Raw genomic sequence first — 24,355 nt, forward strand, 5'->3', positions numbered from 1 at the left:
GATGCATGAAGGGAACTGCCGCCAACTGTGCACCTATGGGAGAGAAACATCGAAATATCTTCTGGACGCCCGCGCCTCGAAGTCGACCAGCGCGCTCGTTCGGCGAGTCTTGTCGTTCTGGGCGTCCGTAGCAACTTCCACGGCAGACATGACCTCTTCGACGCAGCCGTCGCCCAGGCGTCTGACCGCATCACTCATAGAAACTGCGATCTGGTGACGAGGGTTCGGTGTCGCGAGGCCAGCCGCTGCCGACTTGCCCAAGCCTTGTCGATGTCGGTCGCAACGCTCGCGGGTCGGTTCTTTCAGAAGCACGGCCCCACGAACTGCCGCACGCCGTTTCGCTTCTGGCCCATCTGCCGGGCATCCCGAAGTGGGGCGTGACCGACCGCGTCTACACCAGCCATGCCTTCCGCCAGCACATCCGGGACATGGGTGCCCGGTCTGCCTCCGCCGCTTCACCACGAAGCGCCTGTCGCCTGCCCGGAGTGAATCTACAACAATTGCAACAAGGTCGAGCGCCTGTGGGCTCGGCTGAAGGAGTGGTGCGCCATCGCCACACGCCACGAGAAGACCGCCGTTAGTTTCCTCGGCGTCCTCTGCCTCGCAGCCGCGCTCGATGGGATCAAGCGCCAACAGGCCCTAGACGAGGCCGTGCGAGCCATCGATCTTTCGGCAGATCGCGCTTCAGCCAAAAAGGCACAAATCTCATTCGTATGAACGGGCATCCCTTTTTCCTGTATCGCATGCAGAAAATGATGATTTCTGTATGCATTGAGGCGTGTGTGCGAGGTTGTCTCTGACCTTATGACGCTTTCTCTGCACCAAAGAGGGTGTTACTCGCGAGGCGAACCGAGAAGGGAGTCGGGCGTGACGGGCGATGCGATCGAAGACGACAGGGCGGTTGTGACGGATCGCGCCTCGGCGATCTGCCGCGCCATCCGGCGGGCGATCCTCGAGCGCGCATTGGCGCCGGGCGACAAGCTGCCGGAAGATCAGTTGGGCGAGCGGTTCGGCGTCAGTCGCACTTTGGCGCGGCATGCCCTTGGGCAGCTGGCATCCGAAGGTCTCGTGGAACTGCGCCGCAACCGCATCGCCGTGGTGGCGACGCCGTCGTTCGAAGATGCGCGTGACGAGTTCGACATTCGTATCGAACTCGAGCGCCTTGTCGTCCGAAGGCTGGCCGGGCGCTTGTCTTCACGCCAGCTTGCGGAACTGAGCGCGCATGTCGATGCCGAGGAAGATGCCAGGGGCGGGTCCGAGGCAGCGTCGCTGCGGCTGGCGACCGAATTCCACGTTCGCCTCGCCGAGATGACGGGGCGTCCCACACTGTCGCGCTACGTGCGCGAAACCGCTTATCGCTCCTGTCTCTCCCTTGCCGCGTTCGGCCGTCCGCACTCGTCGGAATGTGCCGTCTCCGAGCACCGCGAGGTGCTCAAGGCACTGGAGACTGGCGACGTGGAGCGGGCAGGGGAACTGATGGCTCATCATCTCGATCAGGTCGCCCAACGTGCCCTCCTCAAGGCGCCGGAAGCGCGGGGCGATCTCATGGACATTCTGGCTCCCTATGCCGAGTTCGAGCCAACGGCCCCGCGGCGGCGGCGAAAGCAGCGCGCCGGCAACTGACGCAGATCAGCGACGCAGCGAAGGGTCGAGAATCCATTCCGCGCTGTCGTTCCAGACATCCATGCGGGTAAGGCGTCCGTCCACCACTTCGAAGCGATCGACGTAGCGGTTGCCATCGAACGGTGTGCCATCCGGCCATTCGCCGTAGAGATGGCCGATCGAATAGACGACCGTCACGTCCGGTGCCATGGCTACATCGAACCGCAGCATGCGCTTCTTGACCCACTTGTATCGGTCGGCATTCACGGAGGTGGGGCCACGCGGATGGCCGAAGACCCGTCCGCCGGTGAAGGTGATCGTGCAGCCGGGCGCCATGTAGCTCGCAGCGCGGTCCGGGTCGGGCACCATCGAGGCTTCGAGATAATCGCGGACCGTTTCCACACCCTGCCGGGCGACGTCGGATAATCCTGTATGCAATTCGTCGGTCAAATCGCTTTTCCCCCTTTTCAAAACTTCATGCAATCCATACCATTGACCGGTGGGATGCAATGGGAGTCTGTGAACGTTTTTTGTGCAGATGCTCTCGCGCCCTCCGTGCGTCAGCGAATTCGTCCTGAACCGATCCCCTAGGAGCCGACATGACACGCTTCAAACTGGCCGCCGTGGCCGCAGCCCTTCTGGCCTTCGCCGCGCCCGCCAGCGCCAAGTCGCTGACCGTCGGCGCCAATGTCGGCAATGTCCCTTGGGAGTTCCAGGACGAGAAGGGCGAGATCGTCGGCTTCGAAGTCGAACTGGTGCGCGAAGCCGCCAAGCGCATGGGCTACGACGACGTGCAGTTCGAGAACATTCCGTTCAACGGCCTGTTTTCCGCGGTCCAGTCCGGCCGCATCGACGCGGCGGTTTCCTCCATCACCATCACCAAGAAGCGACTGGAATCGGTCTCCTTCGCTCAACCATACTACGACAGCGACCAGTCGCTTTCGGTGCTGAAGAGCTCCGGCATCACCGGGCTGGCGGGCCTGAGCGGGAAGGTCGTGGGTGTCGACACCGGTTCGACCGGCGATATCTACGCGACCCAGCACGAGAAGGATCTTGGCCTTTCCGAAATCCGCCGCTTCGAAGGCCTGTCGCCGGCCATGCTCGACATGGCTGCCGGACGCATCGACGGTTACATTTCCGACATTCCGGCGGTGGCCTACTACATCAAGGACAAGCCGGATTACGCCGTGGTCGAGCGCATTCCGACGGGCGAACAGTATTCGATCATGTTTGCCAAGGACTCGCCACTTGCCGCCGAAGCCACCAAGGCGATCACCGACATGAAGAACGATGGGTTCCTCGCCCAACTTCACGAGAAATGGTTCGGCTCCAAGCCTGATGCCTCGACCTCGACGGTCAAGGTGCTCGACGCGCCGAAGCTCTGACGGCCGGAAGCAGACGAGGGACGGGTGCGGCGCCACCAGCGCCGCGCCCGGAATCTCCCAATCGCAGGGCTCGGCATGGACATCGTCACAACCTTCTTCAACGTTGACGTTCTTTGGCGCTCGATGCCGCAGCTCCTTCAAGGACTGTGGCGTACTATCCTGCTCGGAGGCCTGTCGATCTTGCTCGGCCTTGTCGCCGGACTGGCCCTGGCGCTGGTTCGCCTGTATGGGCCCCGTCCCGTGCGCTGGATCGCCATCGCTTACATCGACGTCTTTCGGGCGCTGCCTGTGCTCGTCTGGCTCGTCATCGTTTACTACGCCTTTCCCTTCATCGGCATCCGCCTTTCGCCCTTCGCTTCCGCTTGCCTCGCCCTCACCACCGTCTCGGCAGCCTATACGGCGGAGATCTACCGGGCCGGCATCGAGGCTATCCCCCGGGGCCAGTTCGAGGCGGCGCAGTCGATCGGCCTCACGGCCTTCGACGTGATGCGCGATGTGGTTCTCCCGCAAGCGGTGCGGATCGTCATACCGCCGCTCACCAACAATTCGATCAACGTGATGAAGGACACGGCGCTCGCCTCCGTCGTGGCGCTGCCCGACCTCCTGAAGCAAGCGACCCAAGCACAGGCGCTCGCAGCGAACCCTACGCCGCTGATCGGTGCCGCGCTCCTCTATCTCGTCCTTCTCCTGCCGCTCGTGCGCCTCGTGGCCCGCTTCGAGACGCGCTATTCGGCGCGGGAGGCCCGCTGACATGGCGCCGTCCCCCATATCCGAACCCATCATCCGCATGCGTGGCGTCCAGAAGCGTTACGGCCAGTTTACGGCTTTGAAGGGCGTCGATCTGGATGTCGCGGCGGGCGAGGTCGTGGTGCTGCTCGGACCGTCCGGCTCGGGCAAGTCGACGCTGATCCGCTGCATCAACCATCTGGAGGAATACGACGCGGGCGATGTCTTCGTCGGCGGCGTACGGGTCGAGCGGGGGCGCAACCTCCTGAAGGTCCGCCAGCAGACCGGCATGGTATTCCAGGCCTTCAACCTGTTCCCAAACCTTTCGGTGCTCGACAACGTGGCGCTCGGCCCGGTGCGGGTGAAGAAGCGGTCCTGGGATGCAAGCCGCGCCAAGGCGCAGGGGCTCCTCGACCGCGTCGGCATCGGGGCACAGGCCGGCAAGTTTCCCGGCCAGCTCTCGGGTGGCCAGCAGCAGCGCGTAGGCATTGCACGCGCGCTCGCCATGGAGCCTCGCATTCTTCTCTTCGACGAGCCGACCTCGGCACTCGATCCCGAGATGGTCGGAGAGGTGCTCGACGTCATTAAGGGCCTTGCCCATTCGGGCGTCACGCTCGTCCTCGTCACCCACGAGATGGGCTTCGCGCGCCAGGTCGCCGATCGGATCGTCTTCATGGAGGACGGGGAGATCCGGGAGGTCTCGACGCCGGACGTTTTCTTCACCTCGACACGCAACGAGCGCGCCCGCGCCTTTCTCGACGCGGTCCTCAACCATTGATCTCCAGACAGGCGCGGGGAGAGACGCGCCGGCAAGGCTTAGGCATGACCCTCGATCTCGATTACGTCCGCGCCCAGTTTCCCGCGCTTCAGGGCGAGTGGACCTTCATGGACAATGCCGGCGGCAGCCAGGTTCTGCGCCGTGTGGCCGAGCGGGTATCCGACTATCTCCTCACCACCAACGTCCAGACCGGCGCGAGCTACGAGCCGAGCCGCATCTCGACCGCGCGGGTGTCGCAGTCGCGCGAGGCCTTCGCCCGCTTCATGAACTGCGAACCCGGCGAGATCGTCGAGGGGCCGTCCACCACGATCCTGATCCGCTTCCTCTCGGAGGCCATGACCGGTCGCCTCCAGCCCGGCGACGAGATCATCCTCACCAACACGGATCACGAGGCCAATATCGGCCCCTGGCTCAAACACCAGGCGCGGGGCGTGCAGATTCGCTGGTGGCGCTGCGACCCCGAAACCTTCGAGCTCGACCTCGAGGACCTGAAGGGCCTGATGAACGAGCGCACCAAGCTCGTCTGCGTGACCCATGCATCCAACATCCTCGGCACGATCAACCCGATCCCTGAGATCGCCGATATCGCGCATTCCGGCGGGGCCGAGCTCTGTGTCGACGCCGTCGCCTATGCCCCGCACCGCGCGATCGACGTGAAGGCGCTCGGTGTCGATTACTACATCTTCAGCGTCTACAAGGTGTTCGGGCCGCATCATGCGGTGATGTTCGGCAAGCGTGACAAGCTCCTCGCCCTCGACAACATCTACCACTACTTCTTCGACAAGGCCCGCGTGCCCCACAAGCTGGAGCCCGGCAACATCAACTACGAATGCGCCTGGGGCTCGATCGGCGCGGTGGACTATGTCGAGGAGCTGGGATCTCGCGCCGGGGTCGGCGATGGCCGTCCCGCGATCGAGGCCGGCTTTGCCGCCATCGCTGAGCAGGAGCGGGCGGTGACCGAGCGCTTGATGGATTTCCTTCGAAGCCGCAATTCCGTACGCGTCATCGGCCGGTCCTCAACAGCTATCGCGGACCGCGTCTCCACGGTCTCCTTCACCGTGGGCGAGAAAAGCTCGAGGGAGGTGGTGGAAGCGGTAGATCAGGCGAAGATCGGTATCCGCTACGGCGACTTCTACGCCAAGCGCATCGTTGAAGAGCACGGGCTGACGAAAACCGACGGTGCCGTGCGCGTTTCCATGGTCCACTACAACACGATTGAAGAAGTCGATCGCCTCGTAGCCGCGCTGGAGCCCGCGCTGTGAGCGGAGGCTTCGACCTCGTGATCCGCGGCGGGACGGTGGCCACCGCATCCGACACCTTCCTCGCCGATGTCGGCATCCGCGACGGGCGGATCGTCCAGATCGGGGAGAGGCTGACGGAAGGACGCGAGGAGATCGACGCCACGGGGCGCTTCGTGCTGCCCGGCGGCATCGACAGCCATGTCCACCTCTCGCAGCCGTCGGGCGAGGGGATCGTCATGGCCGACGACTTCGAGAGCGGCACGCGCTCGGCGCTGTTCGGCGGCAACACGTGCGTCCTGCCCTTCTGCCTGCAGGAGAAGGGCCAGTCGCTGCGCGAGGCGCTGACGGCCTACCACGCGCTGGCGCAAGGCAACTGCTACACCGACCATTCCTTCCATATGATCGTCTCGGACCCGACCGCGTCGGTCCTCGGTCAGGAACTGCCGGCGCTGGTGGTCGACGGCTACACTTCGTTCAAGGTCTTCATGACCTACGAGGGCCTGCGGTTGAACGATGCGCAGATCCTGGAGACCATGGACGTCGCCCGGCGAACCGGGGCCCTAGTCATGGTCCACTGCGAGAACGAGGACGCGATCCGCTACCTCATTGGCCGGCACGAGGCCGAGGGCGACGTCGCCCCGAGCGCGCACGCGACGACGCGGCCGATCGTGGTGGAACGCGAGGCGACGCACCGTGCCTTGTCGCTCGCCGAGGTGGTGGACGTACCGGTGGTCATCGTCCATGTCTCGAACGGGCCGGCGATCGACGAGATCCGCGCGGCGCGCGCGCGGGGCCGCAAGGTCATCGGCGAGACCTGCCCGCAATACCTGATGCTCACAGCCGACGATCTCGACGGCATGGACTGGGAGGGGGCGAAGTTCGTCTGCTCGCCGCCGCCGCGCGACACGGCGAGCCAGGACGCGTGCTGGAACGGGCTGGAGACCGGCGTCTTCGATCTCTTCTCGTCCGACCATTGCCCGTTCCGCTACGACGATCCCGCCGGCAAGCTGAACCCGAAAGGCAAGACGAGCTTCCGTCACATCCCGAACGGCATTCCCGGCGTCGAGACGCGGCTGCCGATCCTCTTCTCGGAAGGGGTGATGAAGAGGCGGATCGACCTTTCGCGCTTCGTGGCGCTGACGGCCACGAACCACGCCAAGGTCTATGGCCTGGAGCGCAAGGGTCGGATCGCCGTCGGCATGGACGCCGACATCGCGATCTGGGACCCGACCGAGCGCCGCACCATTCGCCATGCCGACCTTCACGACGGCGCCGACTACAGCCCTTACGAGGGGCTCGAGGTCCAGGGCTGGCCGACCACGGTGGTCCTCGGCGGCAAAGTCATGGTCCGGGACGGGGCGCTGGTGGGCGCCAAGGGAGACGGACGCTACCGGTCGCGCTCTGCGCCGGCGATCTGACGGCGCTTCTTGCCGCCTCATCGTTGGACCGAGGGCGCCGCTCCGCATTTTCGCTGCCAACCCCTGACGGATGCCCGCATGTGAATGCTCTCTAGGCGGCAACGAACTTTCATGCGTTGGCCGACAGGATGACCATCACAAATTCGCAGTCATCCCCCAAGGCGACTCTCGACACGCGCGCATTCAGGGCAATCTATCGCCCTGAATATTCGAGGACTTCGATCGCTCAGGTCATGGAGCTGATGCCAAGTTTTCGAGACGCAATCGAAACCGAGACCGCGATGAGCGAAACGTCCCTTGCCGGAGCAGCCTGCTCCATTTCCACCGGATGCCTCGAAGACATGACGAAGCGCGTTCGCGATCGCGCCTTCTTTCTCTGGGAAGGCGCCGGGCGCCCCTGGGGCCGCGAGCACGAGTTCTGGGCCAAGGCGTCGACGGAAATCGAGGGCGAGCATCACGCCGAGCGGAAGCCCGACCGCATCGTCGCGCGGTGATCCAGGTCGCCCAACACGAGTAAGACCTCACGGAGCCGCACTCGGCTTCGTGGGCGTTCCGCGCAAAACGCTGATCCATCGGAAAAGGGGTCTGGCATCCTTTTCCTGCAGTTTAGTCGTGCGTCCGGCGCTTCGGCATCGTGACGCAACGGGAAACGGGCGCTTGACGGTCGATCGTCGTCGGCAATCTGGATCTCATCCCTCCTTGAGCTGAGGCGCTCCCCTTGAGCATGATCGAGATCGGGACAGGGCAAGGACCGCGTTGCGAAATCCGAGCGAAGCGGGACGGCCGGCTTCGGCGAACGACGACCCTTGCTATCCTCATCGTCGTCGGTCTGCTCGCTGGAGCCTGCACGACGACGTCCCAGGTCTCGACGCGCTACTACGATGTGACCGGCGCAACCGCCCGCGATCTTGAACGCGGCATCCGTCGGAAGGGCCCGCAAAACGGGAAGGCCGTCGCGATGGCGGGGATCAGCTTCCGGCCTGTGACATTGGAAACCGCGGTCGGCGACGGTGGATGCCGCTTCCGCCGGGCTCGGTTCCGCGTCAATGCAGACTTGACGCTGCCGCGTTGGCGGGAGGCGGCGCGCAGCCGGGATGCGGCCCTCCAGCGAAACTGGAAGGGGTTCGCGGCCTATGCGCGCGCGCATGAGGAAGCGCATGTGAAGATCGCGGAGGCTTTTGCCAAAGCCCTCGAACAAGCCTTTCTCGCGATTCCGCCGCAACCGTCCTGCGCGCGCCTGGAGGCAGTCGGGATCGCATTGATCCGCAGAGCGATGCCGGCGCACGAAAGGGCGCAACTGGCCTTCGATGAAAGCGAGAAGCGGCGCCTAGCGCGTCTCATGGCGCAAGCCGAGCGCCAGCGGCGGTGAGAACGAGACGAACCGCCGGCGTGGACGATGCCGGGCCTCGACCTCGGGCGGCGGCCGCCCGAGGTCGCATCATTTCGATCAGGCGGCCAGCGCGCCGTGCGGGTCGAGCACGAACTTGACGGCGGCGCCCTGGTCGAAGGTCTCGTAGCCCTCGGCCGCATCGTCGAGCGGGATGATCTTGGCGTTGACGATGTCGGCGATCGGCAGGCGGTCGTGCAGGATAGCCTGCATGAGCTGGCGGTTGTACTTCAGAACCGGGGTCTGGCCGGTATGGAAGGATTGCGCCTTAGCCCAGCCGAGGCCGAACCGGAGCGACAGGCTGCCCTGCTTGGCCGCGCTGTCGACAGCACCGGGATCCTCGGTCACGTAGAGGCCGGGAATGCCGATGGAGCCGGCCGCGCGGGTGATCTCCATCATCTGGTTGAGGACGATCGCCGGCTGCTCGCCGCCGGAATGGCCGCGTGCCTCGAAGCCCACGGCGTCGATCGCGGCATCGACCTCGTTGGAGCCGGTCACCTGCGCGATCATCTCGCCGAGATTATCGTGGCGGGACAGGTCGATCGGTTCGAAGCCCATCTTGGCCGCGTGGGCCAGACGGTCCTTGTTGAAGTCGCCGATCATGACCACCGCCGCGCCGAGGATGCGCGCCGACGCCGCAGCCGCGAGACCCACCGGCCCTGCGCCGGCCACATAGGCCACGGAGCCGACGCCGACCCCCGCCTTGACGGCTCCGTGGAAGCCGGTCGGCAGGATGTCGGACAGCATGGTGAGGTCGCGGATCTTGCTCATGGCGCGATCGCGATCGGGGAACTTCAGTAGGTTGAAGTCCGCATAGGGCACGGTGACATAGCGCGCCTGCCCGCCGATCCAGCCGCCCATATCGACATAGCCGTAGGCCCCGCCGGCACGCGCCGGGTTGACGGTGAGGCAGACGCCGGTGTCCTGCGCCTTACAGCAGCGACAGCGTCCGCAGGCCACGTTGAAGGGCACGGAGACGATATCGCCGATCTCCAGCATCTCGACGTCGATGCCCTTTTCGATCACCTCGCCGGTGATCTCGTGCCCGAGGACGAGGCCCGGCTCGGCGGTCGTGCGGCCGCGCACCATATGCTGGTCCGATCCGCAGATATTGGTGGAAATGACCTTAAGGATGACACCGTGCTCGATGCGCCGGCCGTCGGGTGCGGCGAGTTTGGCGTCGTCGATGTTTCGGACCTCGACCTTGCCGGGTTCGAGGTAGACCACTCCGCGGTTGCTGCTCATCGAGACTTCCTCCCTGGATTCGCCCGCCGAGCGGAATGCACTCGGCCCGATTGATCGCCGATCCTCCCAGATAGGCGCCTTCGAGCTTCGCCCTCATGGCACTCGCTGTCCAGAATAAGTGCGCTGCCGTCGCAGGATTTTCGAGACGAGGGGAAGCTACGCCGGGGATGCAAGGAGACTCGGCACTCGGGGAGAGATTGCGACGGGAGCGTTTGGCAGCAGGGCGCGAAAGAGCTCGAAATGCATGATGCGAACCGGAGGGCTACCCCGAGGCAGGCGATGTTGAAAGCTGGTTAATGGCGAGAAGGATTTCGCGACCCCCACAAACGCGAGCAAACTTGCTGCTGCGCGGCTACACCCGAACGGATTCGCTGCCGATTCTCCCACACCGGCTCCATTGAGCTTCGCCTCCATGTCATCGCCTCTCCAGAGAAAGCGCACTGCGATCGCAACAAGAATCGGATCCTAGATGGCCATCTGTGATGGAGGCCAACTTTCACAAACGAGGAAAACTCATGCGGCCACATAGATTAACCCAGAGCAGCAATCAGGCGGCGACATGCTCTCGTCAAGAAACTGGTATTTAATCTATGCCAAATATATCTCTAGAATATATCTTTTCTTTTTTGTCCGAAATATCATCAGATATTCTGTTTGCAACGATCAAGCATGATCTATTCTTGAAATATTCAATATCTGAAATGACTAAAGACCCTAAAAATTCTTCAGATACTAAATTTGGTTCATATAATATAACTTCCACACCCCTTTTTTTTATGTATTCCATAACATCAATTACAGAGGATTCTCTGAAATTATCCGAGCCCAATTTCATAGATAAGCGGTAAATGCCGACAGTTTTGGGTTTTTTGCGCAGAATGCATTCGGCGATAAACTCCTTTCGTGTCCTGTTGGATTCGACGACCGCCTTGATGATATTTTGCGGGACGTCGCGATAGTTCGCTAGAAGTTGTTGCGTGTCTTTTGGGAGACAATAGCCACCGTATCCAAAAGAAGGATTATTGTAGAATGAGCCAATTCTAGGGTCGAGGCACACGCCGCTTATTACTTCTAAGGGATTTAATTCGTGCATTGATGCATAAGAGTCTAACTCGTTGAAATACGCTATTCTCATTGCTAAATAAGTATTTGAAAATAGTTTAATGGCTTCTGCTTCAGATGATCCCGTATGGATGGCTTCTATGTCGTTGCGCAGGGCTGCCGATCTAAGTATATCGGAAAATCGCCGTGCTCTGGCTGATCGATCCCCGATTACGATACGAGACGGATAGAGACAGTCATAAAGAGCGTGCCCCTCTCGGAGGAATTCAGGAGAGAATATGATGCTATCGACACCAAACTGCTCGCGAACCTTGAGGGTGTACCCAACTGGAACCGTCGATCTGATGACGATACACGCGGATGGGGACGCAGCTAGGACATCTGTAATAGCGGCTTCAACGAGACTCGTGTCGAAGCTGTTCGTTTTTGGATCGTAGTTAGTCGGTGTCGCGATAATGACGTAATCCGAATCCCGGTAGGCCTCATGAGGATTCGAAGTAACATGCAATTGGAGTTTATCTGACTGCAGATACGCTCCTACTTCGTTGTCGATGATGGGTGAGATGCCTCGTCTGATCGCTTCAATACGGCTGCAATCAGGATCGTAAGCATAGACGAGGTGATTCCGGGCAAGCAGGACAGCGTTCGAGACTCCGACATACCCCAGCCCAGCAACAGAAATCTTCATGGACCGCCTCAATCATAGGCGTCAACATTAGTGCTGACACATCAGGCAAGGCTAATTGGAAAAATTTACACTATTATGACAAATAAAAATGTCGTACGGAAGATTTAAAACAAGGGGAATTGAATTACTGGGAATTTAATGAATGGTTTTCTAGAAATCGACGGACGTGGGGGGTTAGGTTTAGTTTGAGAGCATCGCAGGGGCTCTCCATGCGAGTTGCTGTTATTTCTCGGTTGTCAATCGAGATTATTGGGAGTTTCTCAAAAATAGTATGGAAAAATGTTACATGATCGCGGCGGTGGTGGTATATCATCTCCATCGCCCCCCCGGGGATGAGTGCATCCTCGGAAATCTCTAAGCTTAGCTCTTCTTTTGCTTCTCTGGCTGCTGCCTGAAGTGCATCTTCGTTCGCGTCGACGCCTCCCCCTGGGAGCGTCCATTCTGTACGATAGGAATTTCGTACAAGAAGAACCCGGCCATCATGCCAAACTGCTACTAGTGCGCCATTGATCCGAGGGGAGGTAAACCGCCAGACCACTCTTGCGCATCTATATCCGAGGAAGTATGTTATGCGAAATAGCGCGTCGATCATCTTTTAAGCCGGATTTGATGCGGATCTGCACGATTGAGGTTATGGACGGTGCTCAGAGATAATCTGCAAATTTCTGACGAGTGCGGAACGCCTAACGCGGCCAGCGAAGGTCTAGCAAACGGACTTTTGGTCTCATGGATAATCTGGCTTCTCTTGGCAATTGGTCTTCTGACTGGCATCTAAAATTGCGAATGACGAGGTGGCTCGCTCGGATACTTTCCGCAAGCCGAGCGAGCCTTGCACGTTTGTCCGGAAACAACTGTGCACTGCAGCATCTTGAAGATTGGATGGCTGGCTGTCAACTCAACTGCGGCGATCGAAATGCCGTTCGAACTCAAATGTTCCGTCAGATTGTTTTAAAAAATCATAGGGTGCAGGCAATATCATTGCATCGGGAATGGTATTTCGATGTGTTTTTTTTCGATAATGGGAAACAAGTAGATGCTATAGGGTCGACTGGCTAGAATAATGCTGTAATAAGCCGTCCATTTCCTCGACCGCGCCAAGGAGGACGGCAAGGCTGTCCACGTCCATTGTCCCGTCTACGCCCTGCATATCGAGACCAAGGTGTCCGGTGCCAGGGAGGCGCTGGAGGCCGGCGACCTCGACACGGCCAAGACGTTCATCCGCAAGCTTCTCGACACGGCGGCGGCTGCCCTGCCTGCGGATTTCGCAGGTTCAATCGACGTCGTGAACGAGGATGTGGCCGGGGAGTTCGAGAATCGCGGCTGGATCGCCCATGCCATCAGCTGGCCCTTCGGTTCCCTCCTGGAGTTCTGGCGGTTCTGCTTCCGCGAAGCCAGGCACCGCTGGCCGAAGGCCGGTCTCTTCGTCTGCATGAACAACACGGAGGAGGTCGGGAACAGCGGGTATCACCAGATGGCCCGGTACCAGTTCCTGGGGCATCTCAAACGGGCGGTCGGGGAGGGGGTGGACATGGACGGGGTGACCCTCCAGTGCCACTGCATCTTCCGGCGCGGAACGGTCGACGGGCGGTTCGTGGACTATCTGAAGGCGATCCGCGGGCTCGGCCTCCGGCTGCGCCTGGGCGAACTCGACGCACGGTCCTCCGAGGACCCTGGCCAGTTCATCGGCGACTACGACGACGAGCGCTATACGAGACTAGTCGCATGGCACCACTCGGCGTTGCTCCAGGCGGCCTTGCCCTATGTCACCGACGGCGTGACGCTGTGGACGCTTTCGGACGCCGACAATTCCTGGAAGCGAAACCTGGCGGACACGCAGGACAGCGGCGAAAGGCCGTGCGCCTTCGACGCCGACTTCCAGCCCAAGCCCCAGGTGGTGGCGGCGATCGCGGAGCCTTCGAGGGGCGGAAGGCCGCGACCGACTTTTCGCTCGATCCCGACCGCGAGCGCATCGACAACGGGACGTTCAGCAGCAACCTCAGCGGCTTCGGCATCGAGGATCCGGACTTCCAATGGGTCGCGGGCAAGGCGAGGGGCACGTCGACCGGTGGCGCCGCCCGGCTGGTGCAGGTCGTGGAGGCCGAGCCCGGACTGGTCCTCCGGCTGAACCTGAACCGGCCGCTGGACACGACCTCCATGCATGTCGGCGTGTCGCAGTCGCTGGGGACGCGCGAGTATCTCGCGCCGCCGAACGTGGCCTACGAGGACGACTACCCGGAAACGCGCTTCACCGTGCCGGAGGACTGCTATGCGCTGGCCGTTCTCCTGACGACCGGAAATCCGGGCCGCGGAAGCACTGCCTTCGTCGACGACGTCTCGTTCAGGACCTGAGGCCCGGCCTCCTTCGCCGGATGCCCGGATGCCGAGGGAGGGGCCGCGCGCCGACCGGGCCGGCGGTTCTCAGTAGCTGTCCCGCGCGCTCGCGACCACCACGACGGTGCGCAGGAGGATGCGCAGGTCGGTGGAGGGTCTGCGGGTGCGGACATAGGCGACGTCCATGGCGACGCGCTCGGCATAGCTCGTGCCGCTGCGACCGCTGACCTGCCAGAGGCCAGTGATGCCGGGACGCACGGCGAGGTAATGCTCGATCGCCTCGCCGTAGCGAGCGACCTCCTGCCGGACGATGGGGCGCGGCCCGACGAGGCTCATGTCTCCGCGCAGCACGTTGAAGAGCTGCGGAAGCTCGTCCAGGCTCAGCTTGCGGATGACGTGGCCGACGGCGAGGATCCGAGGATCCTCGCGCAGCTTCTGCGTCTCCTCCCACTCGCGCCGATGCTCGCCGGACTGCCGGATCAGCGCCTGTAGCCGGGCGTCGGCATCCTTCACCATGCTTCGGATCTTCAGGCAGTCGAATTCCCGACCGTTCCGGCCGACCCGCCTGTGTCGGTAGAGAAAGGGCCGCCCGTCCTCGATCAGGATCGCGGCGGCCAGAAGAAGGAAGACCGGCAGGAGAAAGAGGATCAGCGCGAGGGACAGGACGACATCGAAGATCCGCTTGAACGACAGGTTCCACCGAGCCGAGCCGTCGGCGGCGCCGTCATAGCTGCACGAAAGGAGGGCGGCGGGCGGCCGTTGCGTGACCGGTGCCGTGCCGGGCTGAGGGCATTGCGTCGCTTCGCCGGCCAGCACGAACTCGTCGCTCACCACGCTCACCAGATCTCTCCGCGCGTTGAAGGGAATGCGCCGCCGAACCGTCGCGATCCGAATGTCTATCGTTGGACCTGCTCGTTCTCACGGTGGGCGATCGCCGATCGGCGAAGCGCTCCGCATCGTGATGGGTATAGATGTCGCTGCCCACATTCGACGGATGCTCGATCATGGACCGCGAGGACGATGCTTGCGACACGACGCATCGATCCACCTTTCAGAGCGACAAGGCGGAGAATGTGTGATCTCAACTGCGAGCACCCCATCCTTCGACTGTCATAGAACAAATGTTGAAGTCGTACAATCGGCATTTAACGAAGCGCTAACCGTTTCATCCCGCCTGTCTATGGAGGTGCGGCGGCGAAGGAAGAGCGTACGCCTGGGCAGAATAGTCTTACGGGATCAGGTGGTTGACCGGATATCCGGGGGAGCCGGCCGGTGTGAAGAACCGGCCGGAGGCTGGAACCGGCATCAAGAAGCTGCACGATCGTTTTTATAAGCTCAACTGACATCGTTGAATGGTTAATCAGTAAATCCTCTGGTCTCGGGTGCGGGGTAGCTTCGTGGGAGGCGCAGGTGAGAGCCAGCCCCACCGGCACGTGGGTAGCGAAGCGCAATCCGTGGCGCCCTCAGCCTTTGACGCCCCGTGCGGCAAGGCCCGTCGATCCTCGCAGGGGGCGACGGATCGCGTCCCCGCCGCGGCCCTTCGCGCCTCCGCCAAATGGTGCGGAGGCGAAAACGGTCGGTCCATGCCGGCCTGCGGCGAGGAATCGCTGGTGCATCGCGGTAAGAAGCGGCAATAGTCCCGCCAGCACTGGGAGGAGACACATGAAGTTCGGAGTTCCCAAGGAACGCTTTGCGGGCGAGCGGCGCGTGGCGCTGACGCCGGAAAGCGTGGGCCGTCTGCAGAAGCTCGGCTACGAGTGCCTGGTGGAAGCCGGGGCGGGCGACGCCGCACGCTTCTCCGACGCGGCCTTTGAAGCGGTCGGCGCGCGCGTCGTGCCCGACGCCGCCGCGCTTTGGGGGGAAGCCGACATCGTCGCCAAGGTCCGCCCGCCGGAGGCCGACGAGGTGGCGCTGGTCCGCGCCGGCCAGATCCTGATCTCGTTTCTCTATCCCGCACAGAACGCCGATCTCCTGGAAGAACTGCGTGCCAAGGGTGCGACGGTTCTTGCGATGGACATGGTGCCGCGCATCAGCCGCGCCCAGAAGATGGATGCGCTGTCCTCCATGGCCAACATCGCGGGCTACCGCGCGGTGATCGAGGCGGGCAACCAGTTCGGCCGCTTCTTCACCGGCCAGATCACGGCCGCCGGCAAGGTGCCGCCGGCGCGCGTCCTCGTCATCGGCGCGGGCGTCGCGGGTCTCGCCGCCATCGGCACGGCACAGTCGCTGGGCGCCCAGGTGCGCGCCTTCGACGTGCGCCCCGAGGTCGCCGAGCAGATCCAGTCGATGGGCGCCGAGTTCCTGTTCCTCGACTTCAACGAGGCCGCCGACGGTGCGGCGACGGGCGGCTACGCCGCTCCGTCCTCGCCGGAGTTCCGCGCCAAGCAGCTCGAGCTCTTCCGGGCCCAAGCGCCCGAGGTCGACATCGTCATCACGACGGCGCTGATCCCCGGCCGCGACGCGCCCAAGCTCTGGCTGGAAGACATGGTCGCCCTGATGAAGCCGGGCTCGGTCGTTGTGGACCTTGCCGCCGAGCGCGGCGGCAACTGCGATCTCACCGTGCCCGACGACATCGTGGAGACCGCGAACGGCGTGCGGATCGTCGGCTACACCGACTATCCCAGCCGTATGGCGACGCAGGCCTCGACGCTCTACGCCACCAACGTCAGACACATGATGGACGACCTGACGCCGAAGAAGGACGGCGTGCCGGTGGTCAACATGGAGGATGACGTCATCCGCGGCGCGACCGTCACGCATGAGGGCGCGATCACCTGGCCGCCCCCGCCACCTAAGATCCAGGCCATCGCCAAGCAGGCACCGAAGAAGGCCGTCGAGGAGACGGGGGCCGAGAAGGCGGCGCGCGAGGCGCTCGACACCAAGAAGAGCGGCCAGCGTCAGGTCATGCTCTTGGCGGGCGGCGCGATCCTCCTCATGCTGATCGGCCTGACGGCGCCGCCGAGCTTCCTTCAGCACTTCGTGGTCTTCGCGCTGTCCTGCTTCGTCGGATACCACGTCATCTGGAACGTCAGCCACGCGCTCCATACGCCCCTGATGGCCGTGACCAACGCGGTGTCCTCGATCATCATCCTCGGCGCGCTGCTTCAGGTCGGCACATCCGGCTGGCTGGTCTCGTTCCTCGCCGGCCTCGCCATCCTGATGGCGTCGGTCAACATCTTCGGCGGGTTCATGGTGACGCGCCGGATGCTCAAGATGTTCCAGAAGAGCTGAGGAAGGCGATTCCATGAGCCAAGGTCTCGTCGGCGCGTCCTATATCGTCGCCTCCATCCTCTTCATCCTCTCGCTCGGCGGTCTGTCCAACCAGGAAAGCGCCAAGCGCGCCGTCTGGTACGGCATCGTCGGCATGGCGCTGGCCGTCTTCGCCACGATCACCGGCCCCGCCGTCGGTGCGCTCTGGCTGATCGTGCCCCTGATCGTCATCGGCGGTCTGATCGGCGGCTGGCTCGCCGGCCGGGTGCAGATGACGCAGATGCCCGAGCTCGTCGCGGCACTGCACTCCTTCGTGGGTCTGGCCGCCGTATTCATCGGTTTCAACGCCGATTTGGAAGCGGCCCATGTCGCCCATGCGCTGGCCGAGGGCCGGGGCGATCTCCTAACCGGCTTTGCCGCGACGCTCGCCACCAAGACCCCGGTGGAACTTGCCATCATGCGCGTCGAGGTGTTCCTCGGCGTCTTCATCGGCGCAGTCACCTTCACCGGTTCCGTCGTCGCCTATGGCAAGCTGTCCGGCCGCCTCGACTCCAAGGCGCTGGTCCTTCCCAATCGCCACGCGATCAACCTCGCGGGCGTCGTGGTCGCGCTTCTGCTCGGTCTTCTGTACTTCAACGGGGCCGGTCTCTGGACGCTGATCCTCGTCGCGATCCTCGCCGGCGCGCTCGGCTGGCACCTGATCATGGCGATCGGCGGGGCGGACATGCCCGTCGTCGTCTCGATGCTGAACTCGTATTCGGGCTGGGCGGCCGCCGCCATCGGCTTCACGCTCGGCAACGATCTCCTGATCGTCACGGGCGCGCTCGTCGGCTCGTCGGGCGCGATCCTCTCCTACATCATGTGCCGCGCGATGAACCGGAACTTCGTCTCCGTCATCCTCGGCGGCTGGGGCGGCACGAGCGGGCCGGCGCAGGAGATCACGGGCGAGCAGGTCGCGATCGACACCGACGGCGTCGCGCAGGCGCTGGACGAGGCGGATTCGGTCGTGATCGTTCCGGGCTACGGCCTCGCGGTGGCTCAGGCGCAAGGCTCGATCTCGGAGCTGACGCGCCGCCTTCGCGCCAAAGGCAAGACCGTGCGCTTCGCGATCCACCCGGTCGCCGGCCGTCTGCCGGGCCACATGAACGTGCTCCTTGCCGAAGCCAAGGTGCCTTACGACATCGTTCTCGAAATGGACGAGATCAACGAGGATTTCCCCTCGACGGATGTGGCGATCGTCATCGGCGCCAACGACATCGTCAATCCGGCGGCCGAGGAGGACCCGAACTCGCCCATCGCCGGCATGCCGGTGATCGAGGTCTGGAAGGCGCGGCGCGTCATCGTGTCGAAGCGCGGGCAGGGCACCGGCTATTCCGGCATCGAGAACCCGCTCTTCTACAAGGAGAACACGCGCATGTTCTACGGCGACGCCAAGAAGTCGCTCGACGACCTGCTCAAGCAGATCGGCTGACGCCGTCCCTGCAAAAGGCCGGAGAGCCGCGCGTGCGACTCTCCGACGTTCGACAGAACCTCTGGTTTCATAAAATCAATTTTTAGATGTCCTCGGCTAGGGTCTCTGGCGTTCGCGTCGATCAGCGCGTGTCGGAGACCATGGAAGACAAACTCGCTACGATCCCCGGGCTCTTCGAGCGGCTTGCCGCTTCGAGCCGTGGTCTTTTGTCCCGCAGCACGACGTTCGGACGGCGCGTCTTCCAGGCGTCCCGGGTCGAGGTTTACGTCCTCGAAGGCGAACAGCTCCAGCTGATCGAGTCCGCCGGTCGGGCAAGGCTGAAAGGCGGCTCCGCCACAGAGCTTCTGCCCGAGCTTCGAGGGGAACGGGGCGTCCTCTTCCGACCCGCCGATGCCGGCGAACGCGCCCGGCCGCTTCTCGGCGCGCATGTGCCGATCCGGCTTTTCGACGGCTCCCTGGCCGGTTGCTACAGCGTCTTCTATTCCGCCCGGCGCGGCCGGCTCGGCGCGGTCGAGCGGCGGACGATGCGCGAGATCGTCGCTTTCCTTGCCCAGCAGATCGAAGCCGTCCGGCGCATCGAACTCGTCCAGCGCTCGACGGCCCGGGCGGACGTCAGCTTCGAGGGCATCGCCCAGTCGTCGCCCGATGCGATCGTGGCGGCCGATGCCCACAACATCATCCTGGCATGGAACGTCGGCGCCGAGCGCCTGTTCGGCTACACGGCCGAGGAGGCGGTCGGGCGGTCGCTCGACCTCATCATCCCGCCCGCGATGCGGCAGGGGCACCGCGCCGGCATGAAGCGCGTGGCGGACGATGGCCCGACCAGGCTCATCGGCCGGGCGATCGACCTCCAGGCGCTGCGCAAGGACGGAAGCAGCGTGCCGGTGGAGCTGTCCCTGTCGCAGTGGATGGAGGGCAGCCAGCGTCGCTTCGGCGCGATCATGCGCGACATCAGCGAGCGGCAACGGCTCGAAGAGAACCTGCGCGTCGCGGCCATGTTGGACCACCTCACCGGCCTGTCCAACCGCGCCTGCCTCGACCACCGCCTCGAGCAGGTCCTTCGGTCCGGCCGGCGTGCCACGGCGCTGCTTGTGGATCTCGACGGCTTCAAGGACGTCAACGACACGCTCGGCCATCAGGCGGGCGATCTCGTCCTGGCCGAAGTCGCCCGTCGGCTCCGCTCGAACGTCCATGCCGCCCATTTCATCGCGCGCCTGGGCGGCGACGAGTTCGTCGTGCTGCTCGAGGATACGGCGAACCCGCTGGAAGGCGACTGGCTGGGCGAGACGCTGATCAACGCGATCGAGGAGACGATCCCCGCCGACGGCAATCTCGTGAGCATCAGCGCGAGCGTCGGCATCGCCTGTTCCTACGACGGCTGCACCGCCGAGACGCTGCTCGGCGACGCGGATCTGGCGCTCTACAAGGCCAAACGCGACGGGCGGGGACGCACCCAGCTCTTTACGCCGGACCTGCGCCATCGCCTCGTGGAGAAGGGGCTGGCGCGGACCGAACTCACCACGGCCTGGGCGCAGGATCAGTTCGAGCTCTACTACCAGCCGCAGCTTTTTCTGGAGGACGCCCGTGTCTGCGGAGCGGAGGCGCTCCTGCGCTGGAACCATCCCAGCCGCGGCGTCATCTCGCCGGCCGCCTTCCTGCCGCTCCTCGAAACCGACACGCTGGCCGTGTCGGTCGGCGACTGGATCATCGGCGAGGCCTGCCGGCAGGCGGCCGAATGGCGCCGCACCGCCTTTCCCGACATTCGCGTCGCCGTGAACCTCTTCGCCCTCCAGTTCAAGTCGGGTGACATCGTGGGCGAAGTGGCGCGCGCCTTGGAGCGCAACGGCCTGTCGCCCGACGGGCTGGAGATCGAGATCACCGAGAACACGATTCTCCAGACGGACGAGCGCATCCTCCGGCAGTTGAAGCGCCTGCGCGACCTCGGTGTCGGTCTCGCCTTCGACGATTTCGGCACCGGCTACGCCTCCCTGAGCATGCTGCGCCATTACCCCGTGACCAAGATCAAGATCGACCGGTCCTTCGTCAGCGGGCGCGACGTCAGCGACAAGGACCAGGCGATCACCCGGGCGCTGGTCCAGATGGCGGAAGGGCTCGGCATCACGGTGACTGCCGAAGGCATCGAGACGCCCGCGCAGCATGCCTTGATGCGTGACCAGGGCTGCCATGTCGGCCAGGGCTATCTCTACAGCCGGCCGGTGCCGGCCGCGATGTTCCAGGCGCTGCCGCTCGAGGCGATGTCGGGCTGGCGGGTCGCGGGCTGAATCAGGCGAGACATCGCGTCCCAGACGTGCCCGCTCTCCATCTGCGCCGCATTGAAGCGCATGAAGCGACTTGCGCTGCCCGACGGGCTGAACACGTCGCCGGGCGCGAGGACCAAGCCCTGCGCATGTGCCGCCCGCGCAAGGGCGGCCGCTTCGAGCCCTTCGGGCAGTTCGCACCAGAGGTTGAAGCCGCCGCGCGGCGCCGTCCACGGGCGGAAGCCGAGCCCTTCCAGCCGCGCACCCACGTCGCGGCGGCTGCGCGCCAGGCGCCGACGCAGCGTGTCCATGTGCCGGCGATAGCCGCCGTCCGCCAAGACGCCGAGCACGATCTCGGCCGCCAGAGGGCTGACGGCCGAAAAGCTCGTGGCGATCTGGAGGTCGATCAGGCCCTCGATCCAGTCCGGCCGGGCGGCGATGTAGCCGCAGCGCACCGAGGCGGACAGGGTCTTGGAAAACGAACCGATGCGCAGGACGCGCGCGAGACCGTCGAGCGCGGCCAGGCGTGCGGAGGGTTCCGGCTCGAAGTCGGCGAAGATCTCGTCCTCGACGATCGTCATGTCGTGCTCTGCTGCCGATGCCAGGATCCGGTGCGCCACGGCAGGGGAAAGGCGGGCGCCCGTCGGATTGTGGATCGCAGCGTTGGTCACGTAGAGGCGCGGCCGATGGTCGGCGGCGATGGATGCGAAGCGCTGCGGGTCCGGTCCGGCCGGCGTCATGGGAACGCCGACGACGCTGACACGGTGCGCGGCCAGAAGCGCCCGGAAATTGAAGTAGCAAGGGTCGTCAACAAGCACGGTGTCGCCCGGCCGCAGCAGAAGGCGGCAGACGAGGTCGAGCCCCTGGGTGCCCGAGCCTGTGAGGAGAACGGCCTCCGGCCCGATGTCGAGGCCGTCCGCTTGAGCCCTTCGCGCGATGAGTTCGCGTAAGGCCGGCGAGCCGCGTGCGGGTCCGTAGTCCGTCAGGAGCGCGTCGGCCCCGCGTGAGGCCTTGCGCATCGCGCGGCGGATCGTCTCGGTCGGCAGCCAGTCCGCCGGCAGCCATCCGCAACCGGGCGAAGGGACGGCCGCATCGGCGTCGAGCGACTGGCGCGACACCCAGAACGGATCGATCGCGCGCTCCGAACGGCTCTTCAATGGTGCCACCGAAAGGGGCGCGGCCGAGCGTGCGACATAGACGCCCGAGCCCGGCCGCGCCCGGACCAGCCCTTCCGCGCCGAGCCGCTCGTAGGCTTCGACCACGGTAGAGGGGGAGACGCCGAGCGTCCGTGCCAAGCCCCGGATCGAGGGCAGCTTGTCGCCGGCGACGAGCGCGCGCGCTGCGACCCGCTCCCGGATCGCCGCCATCACCGCATTCGTGCGCGTCTCCGCCATGCGCTCCGCCTCCGATCGTATGGTTTGCTGAGCCCATACGGTTTGCCCAAACTGTATCGCACCGTTTCTGGCCGGACCAGGCATGCCGGGATATCCCTTTCCCCGAAACCAGGGAGGCGGACCGTGAGCGGATCGATGCGGGGGTGGGGCAGCGGGCTTGCCGGAGTGGCGATCTTCAGCGGGTCGCTGCCGGCGACGCGCGTGGCGGTGGAAGGCTTCCCGCCCGTCTTTCTCACCTCCGCACGCGCGGTGATCGCGGCCGGCCTTGCCCTTATCCTTCTGCGCCTTGCAGGGGAGGGGCGGCTCCGGCGGGAGGACGTCCCGGCCCTCGGCGTCGTGGCACTTGGCGTGGTGGTCGGCTTTCCCCTCCTGACGGCGCTGGCGTTGCGGCATGTGACGGCCGCCCATTCCATCGTGTTCATCGGGCTCCTTCCGCTCGCGACGGCCCTGTTCGGCGTTTTGCGAGCGGGAGAGCGGCCGAAGCCGGCGTTCTGGCTCTTCTCGGGCCTCGGAGCCCTCCTGGTGTCCGGCTTCGCCTTGGCGCAAGGCGGAGCGGCTTCGCTCGAGGGCGATCTCCTGATGGTGGCGGCGGTCCTCGTCTGCGGGCTCGGCTATGCCGAAGGCGCGCGCCTGTCGCGCCGCCTCGGCGGCTGGCAGGTCATCTCCCACGCACTGGTGCTCGCCCTGCCGGCCATGGCTCTCGTCGCCGTCCTGACGCTCCCTTCGGACTGGAGCGCCGTCGGTGCGCCGGCCTGGATGGGCCTCGCCTATGTCTCGGTCTTCTCGATGCTGGTCGGCTTCGTGTTCTGGTACCGGGGTCTCGCGCTCGGCGGCATCGCCGGCGTCGGCCAGCTCCAGCTTCTCCAGCCGTTCCTCGGTCTCGGTCTCGCCGGCCTCCTGCTCGGCGAGCCCGTCGCGCCGGCAATGATCGTCGTCACCCTCGGCGTCGTCGCCTGCGTTGCCGGCGCGCGGCGCTACGCCTGAGCCGCGGTTCTCAACCGTTCGTCGCGGTTGGCGGCCGCGAGCACCCGCGAGGGGCTGCGCGTCGGCTCGATCGCATAGGTTTCCATCGCCCAGCGCAGCGCTTCGTCGCGCCGGTCACCGTCGAGGGCGCGTTCCAGATGCACGGTGCGCCGGTCGCGCGGATCGAGCCGATGGATGCCCGTCCAGTCGCCGTGGAACACGAGCCAGACCTCGCCCGGCCGCTTGGCGTAGCCCGTGCCGGCATGGCGCGAGAGGCCGAGGAAGCGGCGCTCGATGCCGGCGGCGGCGAGCGGGTGAGGGGAAGATTCCGGACAAGGCATGCGCGTCTCCGCCGATGGTCTCGGGGCCGATGCGCAGGATGTGGCGGGGCTCCGTTTGGTTGCCGGTGCGGCCACATCCCCCTTGCGGAGCGCCACCTTGCCCGGACGGCAGGTTGGCGTTGGACATCGGTCCAACTCTTGATGCTGCGTGTCGCCTATCACTTTGTCGCGTGGAGCACAACGGGCGGCGCTTCGCCGCCTTGCTGCGGTCACCGGCTTCGCCTATCGAGCGGCGCTAGACGCCGATTGATCCGCCGCTCCGGAAGGCCCGCCGATGACCGAGCAAGTCCCGTCCACCGGCCTGCCTCCGCCCAAGCTGCGCGGGTTCGGGCATCTGGTGGCGGCCGCCGGCTACTCGATCAACGGCGGAAAGCGGCTCCTGCGGGAGCCCGCCTTCCGGCACGAGATCCTGTTCGGCATCGTGCTCCTCGTCGTTCTCGCGTTGCACGGCGCTTCGGCCGCGGCCTTCCTGGTGCAGCTCGTGCTGCTGGCGATCCTCGGCGCCATCGAAGCCGTCAACACCGCGATCGAGCTGATCGTCGATCGCGTGTCGCCGGAGTTCTCGTCCTTCGCCAAGCATGCGAAGGACCTCGGCTCCTTCGCCGTCTTCTGTCTGCTGGTGGCCAACACCGCCTTCTGCGCGGCCGTGCTGTTCAAGGATTCGGCGTCGTTTCTCTGATGGCTTCGGCGCGCAGGCGCTTGGCCTCGGCGCGGCAGCGGTCGGAGCAGTAGAGAACGTCGTCCCACGTCTTCGCCCAGGCCTTGCGCCAGACCATGGGCCGGCCGCACTGGAGGCAGGCTTTCTGCGGCAGGTCGGCCTTGCGCCGCATCTTGGGCATGTCTCGTCCTTGCGCC

22 protein-coding genes, 2 pseudogenes and 1 riboswitch are annotated in these 24,355 nt (G+C 64.4%); of the genes and pseudogenes, 16 read left to right on the forward strand and 8 right to left on the reverse strand.

What is annotated here, in order from left to right:
• Positions 1-314: 314 nt before the first annotated feature.
• Positions 315-627 (forward strand): annotated as a pseudogene (locus O5O54_RS14455) (transposase); the annotation flags it as partial.
• 240 nt (positions 628-867) lie between these two features.
• Positions 868-1,623, forward strand: a complete 756-nt coding sequence (locus O5O54_RS14460) for a GntR family transcriptional regulator (RefSeq protein WP_279482515.1) — start codon at positions 868-870, stop codon at positions 1,621-1,623.
• 6 nt (positions 1,624-1,629) lie between these two features.
• On the opposite strand, the gene O5O54_RS14465 is transcribed toward O5O54_RS14460, so the two are convergent.
• Complete coding sequence (locus O5O54_RS14465) at positions 1,630-1,971, reverse strand: nuclear transport factor 2 family protein (RefSeq protein WP_279482664.1); 342 nt, start codon at positions 1,969-1,971, stop codon at positions 1,630-1,632.
• Positions 1,972-2,201: 230 nt separating this feature from the next.
• Here O5O54_RS14465 and O5O54_RS14470 point away from each other — a divergent pair, with 230 nt between their 5' ends.
• The 7 genes from O5O54_RS14470 (at position 2,202) to O5O54_RS14500 (ending at position 8,519) form a co-directional block, all read left to right on the forward strand.
• Complete coding sequence (locus tag O5O54_RS14470) at positions 2,202-2,987, forward strand: transporter substrate-binding domain-containing protein (protein ID WP_279482516.1); 786 nt, start codon at positions 2,202-2,204, stop codon at positions 2,985-2,987.
• Positions 2,988-3,062: 75 nt separating this feature from the next.
• Positions 3,063-3,737, forward strand: a complete 675-nt coding sequence (locus O5O54_RS14475) for an amino acid ABC transporter permease (RefSeq protein WP_279482517.1) — start codon at positions 3,063-3,065, stop codon at positions 3,735-3,737.
• 1 nt (position 3,738) lies between these two features.
• On the forward strand, positions 3,739-4,491 hold the full coding sequence (locus tag O5O54_RS14480; protein ID WP_279482518.1) for an amino acid ABC transporter ATP-binding protein: 753 nt from the start codon (positions 3,739-3,741) through the stop codon (positions 4,489-4,491).
• A gap of 44 nt (positions 4,492-4,535) precedes the next feature.
• A complete protein-coding gene (locus O5O54_RS14485; RefSeq protein WP_279482519.1) occupies positions 4,536-5,753 on the forward strand; it encodes a cysteine desulfurase-like protein in 1,218 nt (405 codons plus the stop codon).
• Positions 5,750-7,150 (forward strand): dihydropyrimidinase, encoded by a 1,401-nt coding sequence (hydA, locus tag O5O54_RS14490; RefSeq protein WP_279482520.1) that lies wholly within the window; start codon positions 5,750-5,752, stop codon positions 7,148-7,150. The genes O5O54_RS14485 and hydA overlap by 4 nt, the downstream gene beginning before the upstream one ends.
• Before the next feature lie 341 nt (positions 7,151-7,491).
• Positions 7,492-7,644 (forward strand): DUF2934 domain-containing protein, encoded by a 153-nt coding sequence (locus O5O54_RS14495; RefSeq protein WP_279482521.1) that lies wholly within the window; start codon positions 7,492-7,494, stop codon positions 7,642-7,644.
• A gap of 230 nt (positions 7,645-7,874) precedes the next feature.
• On the forward strand, positions 7,875-8,519 hold the full coding sequence (locus O5O54_RS14500) for a DUF922 domain-containing protein (RefSeq protein WP_279482665.1): 645 nt from the start codon (positions 7,875-7,877) through the stop codon (positions 8,517-8,519).
• 78 nt (positions 8,520-8,597) lie between these two features.
• On the opposite strand, the gene fdhA is transcribed toward O5O54_RS14500, so the two are convergent.
• The 3 genes from fdhA to O5O54_RS22465 all read right to left on the reverse strand — a co-directional run bounded on the left by fdhA (position 8,598) and on the right by O5O54_RS22465 (position 12,124).
• Positions 8,598-9,782, reverse strand: a complete 1,185-nt coding sequence (fdhA, locus tag O5O54_RS14505) for a formaldehyde dehydrogenase, glutathione-independent (protein ID WP_279482522.1) — start codon at positions 9,780-9,782, stop codon at positions 8,598-8,600.
• 583 nt (positions 9,783-10,365) lie between these two features.
• Positions 10,366-11,532, reverse strand: a complete 1,167-nt coding sequence (locus tag O5O54_RS14510; RefSeq protein ID WP_279482523.1) for a nucleotide sugar dehydrogenase — start codon at positions 11,530-11,532, stop codon at positions 10,366-10,368.
• A 124-nt stretch (positions 11,533-11,656) separates the two neighbouring features.
• Complete coding sequence (locus tag O5O54_RS22465; protein WP_407061713.1) at positions 11,657-12,124, reverse strand: NUDIX domain-containing protein; 468 nt, start codon at positions 12,122-12,124, stop codon at positions 11,657-11,659.
• A gap of 498 nt (positions 12,125-12,622) precedes the next feature.
• On the opposite strand from O5O54_RS22465, the pseudogene O5O54_RS14515 reads away from it, so the two are divergent.
• Positions 12,623-13,657 (forward strand): annotated as a pseudogene (locus O5O54_RS14515) (endo-1,4-beta-xylanase); the annotation flags it as partial.
• Positions 13,624-13,881 (forward strand): hypothetical protein, encoded by a 258-nt coding sequence (locus O5O54_RS14520; RefSeq protein WP_279482524.1) that lies wholly within the window; start codon positions 13,624-13,626, stop codon positions 13,879-13,881. The pseudogene O5O54_RS14515 and the gene O5O54_RS14520, both read left to right, overlap by 34 nt.
• A gap of 69 nt (positions 13,882-13,950) precedes the next feature.
• Here the strand turns inward: O5O54_RS14520 and O5O54_RS14525 are convergent, their stop codons facing one another.
• A complete protein-coding gene (locus O5O54_RS14525) occupies positions 13,951-14,703 on the reverse strand; it encodes a sugar transferase (RefSeq protein WP_279482526.1) in 753 nt (250 codons plus the stop codon).
• Between the two features lie 822 nt (positions 14,704-15,525).
• Here O5O54_RS14525 and O5O54_RS14530 point away from each other — a divergent pair.
• The 3 genes from O5O54_RS14530 to O5O54_RS14540 all read left to right on the forward strand — a co-directional run bounded on the left by O5O54_RS14530 (position 15,526) and on the right by O5O54_RS14540 (position 20,826).
• Positions 15,526-17,094 carry a Re/Si-specific NAD(P)(+) transhydrogenase subunit alpha gene (locus O5O54_RS14530; protein WP_279482527.1) on the forward strand — a complete coding sequence of 523 codons (1,569 nt, stop codon included), beginning with the start codon at positions 15,526-15,528 and terminating at the stop codon, positions 17,092-17,094.
• 13 nt (positions 17,095-17,107) lie between these two features.
• Positions 17,108-18,544 carry an NAD(P)(+) transhydrogenase (Re/Si-specific) subunit beta gene (locus tag O5O54_RS14535; RefSeq protein ID WP_279482528.1) on the forward strand — a complete coding sequence of 479 codons (1,437 nt, stop codon included), beginning with the start codon at positions 17,108-17,110 and terminating at the stop codon, positions 18,542-18,544.
• A 140-nt stretch (positions 18,545-18,684) separates the two neighbouring features.
• A complete protein-coding gene (locus O5O54_RS14540; RefSeq protein WP_279482529.1) occupies positions 18,685-20,826 on the forward strand; it encodes a bifunctional diguanylate cyclase/phosphodiesterase in 2,142 nt (713 codons plus the stop codon).
• Here the strand turns inward: O5O54_RS14540 and O5O54_RS14545 are convergent.
• Entirely contained in the window at positions 20,748-22,196 is a 1,449-nt protein-coding gene (locus tag O5O54_RS14545; protein WP_279482530.1) for a PLP-dependent aminotransferase family protein, read from the reverse strand. The two genes, O5O54_RS14540 and O5O54_RS14545, sit on opposite strands and share 79 nt — an antisense overlap.
• Before the next feature lie 135 nt (positions 22,197-22,331).
• Here O5O54_RS14545 and O5O54_RS14550 point away from each other — a divergent pair, with 135 nt between their 5' ends.
• Positions 22,332-23,180 carry a DMT family transporter gene (locus O5O54_RS14550; RefSeq protein ID WP_279482666.1) on the forward strand — a complete coding sequence of 283 codons (849 nt, stop codon included), beginning with the start codon at positions 22,332-22,334 and terminating at the stop codon, positions 23,178-23,180.
• Here O5O54_RS14550 and O5O54_RS14555 read toward each other — a convergent pair.
• Positions 23,171-23,500 carry a hypothetical protein gene (locus tag O5O54_RS14555; RefSeq protein WP_279482531.1) on the reverse strand — a complete coding sequence of 110 codons (330 nt, stop codon included), beginning with the start codon at positions 23,498-23,500 and terminating at the stop codon, positions 23,171-23,173. The genes O5O54_RS14550 and O5O54_RS14555 overlap by 10 nt on opposite strands.
• Before the next feature lie 45 nt (positions 23,501-23,545).
• A riboswitch (SAM-I-IV-variant riboswitch) is annotated at positions 23,546-23,650 on the reverse strand.
• A 124-nt stretch (positions 23,651-23,774) separates the two neighbouring features.
• Between O5O54_RS14555 and O5O54_RS14560 the strand changes: the two genes are divergently transcribed.
• Complete coding sequence (locus tag O5O54_RS14560; protein ID WP_279482532.1) at positions 23,775-24,179, forward strand: diacylglycerol kinase; 405 nt, start codon at positions 23,775-23,777, stop codon at positions 24,177-24,179.
• Here the strand turns inward: O5O54_RS14560 and O5O54_RS14565 are convergent.
• The gene (locus O5O54_RS14565; protein WP_279482533.1) at positions 24,154-24,339 is read right to left on the reverse strand and encodes a DUF2256 domain-containing protein; all 186 of its coding nucleotides are present in this window, start codon (positions 24,337-24,339) and stop codon (positions 24,154-24,156) included. The two genes, O5O54_RS14560 and O5O54_RS14565, sit on opposite strands and share 26 nt — an antisense overlap.
• Between the last annotated feature and the right edge of the window lie 16 nt (positions 24,340-24,355).

This window comes from Aureimonas sp. SK2 (assembly GCF_029813115.1).
GTDB lineage: Bacteria > Pseudomonadota > Alphaproteobacteria > Rhizobiales > Rhizobiaceae > Aureimonas.

What these genes read in the sequence shown, in the direction of transcription:
- O5O54_RS14530 (WP_279482527.1), top strand. Translation starts at nt 15,526, where the DNA reads ATGAAGTTCGGAGTTCCCAAGGAACGCTTTGCGGGCGAGCGGCGCGTG.
- O5O54_RS14555 (WP_279482531.1), bottom strand. Translation starts at nt 23,500, where the DNA reads ATGCCTTGTCCGGAATCTTCCCCTCACCCGCTCGCCGCCGCCGGCATC.
- O5O54_RS14465 (WP_279482664.1), bottom strand. Translation starts at nt 1,971, where the DNA reads ATGGTGCCCGACCCGGACCGCGCTGCGAGCTACATGGCGCCCGGCTGC.
- O5O54_RS14485 (WP_279482519.1), top strand. Translation starts at nt 4,536, where the DNA reads ATGACCCTCGATCTCGATTACGTCCGCGCCCAGTTTCCCGCGCTTCAG.
- O5O54_RS14475 (WP_279482517.1), top strand. Translation starts at nt 3,063, where the DNA reads ATGGACATCGTCACAACCTTCTTCAACGTTGACGTTCTTTGGCGCTCG.
- O5O54_RS14470 (WP_279482516.1), top strand. Translation starts at nt 2,202, where the DNA reads ATGACACGCTTCAAACTGGCCGCCGTGGCCGCAGCCCTTCTGGCCTTC.
- O5O54_RS14550 (WP_279482666.1), top strand. Translation starts at nt 22,332, where the DNA reads ATGCGGGGGTGGGGCAGCGGGCTTGCCGGAGTGGCGATCTTCAGCGGG.
- O5O54_RS14500 (WP_279482665.1), top strand. Translation starts at nt 7,875, where the DNA reads ATGATCGAGATCGGGACAGGGCAAGGACCGCGTTGCGAAATCCGAGCG.
- O5O54_RS14565 (WP_279482533.1), bottom strand. Translation starts at nt 24,339, where the DNA reads ATGCCCAAGATGCGGCGCAAGGCCGACCTGCCGCAGAAAGCCTGCCTC.
- fdhA (WP_279482522.1), bottom strand. Translation starts at nt 9,782, where the DNA reads ATGAGCAGCAACCGCGGAGTGGTCTACCTCGAACCCGGCAAGGTCGAG.
- O5O54_RS14495 (WP_279482521.1), top strand. Translation starts at nt 7,492, where the DNA reads ATGACGAAGCGCGTTCGCGATCGCGCCTTCTTTCTCTGGGAAGGCGCC.
- O5O54_RS14560 (WP_279482532.1), top strand. Translation starts at nt 23,775, where the DNA reads ATGACCGAGCAAGTCCCGTCCACCGGCCTGCCTCCGCCCAAGCTGCGC.
- O5O54_RS14545 (WP_279482530.1), bottom strand. Translation starts at nt 22,196, where the DNA reads ATGGCGGAGACGCGCACGAATGCGGTGATGGCGGCGATCCGGGAGCGG.
- O5O54_RS14510 (WP_279482523.1), bottom strand. Translation starts at nt 11,532, where the DNA reads ATGAAGATTTCTGTTGCTGGGCTGGGGTATGTCGGAGTCTCGAACGCT.
- O5O54_RS14540 (WP_279482529.1), top strand. Translation starts at nt 18,685, where the DNA reads ATGGAAGACAAACTCGCTACGATCCCCGGGCTCTTCGAGCGGCTTGCC.
- O5O54_RS14480 (WP_279482518.1), top strand. Translation starts at nt 3,739, where the DNA reads ATGGCGCCGTCCCCCATATCCGAACCCATCATCCGCATGCGTGGCGTC.
- O5O54_RS22465 (WP_407061713.1), bottom strand. Translation starts at nt 12,124, where the DNA reads ATGATCGACGCGCTATTTCGCATAACATACTTCCTCGGATATAGATGC.
- O5O54_RS14535 (WP_279482528.1), top strand. Translation starts at nt 17,108, where the DNA reads ATGAGCCAAGGTCTCGTCGGCGCGTCCTATATCGTCGCCTCCATCCTC.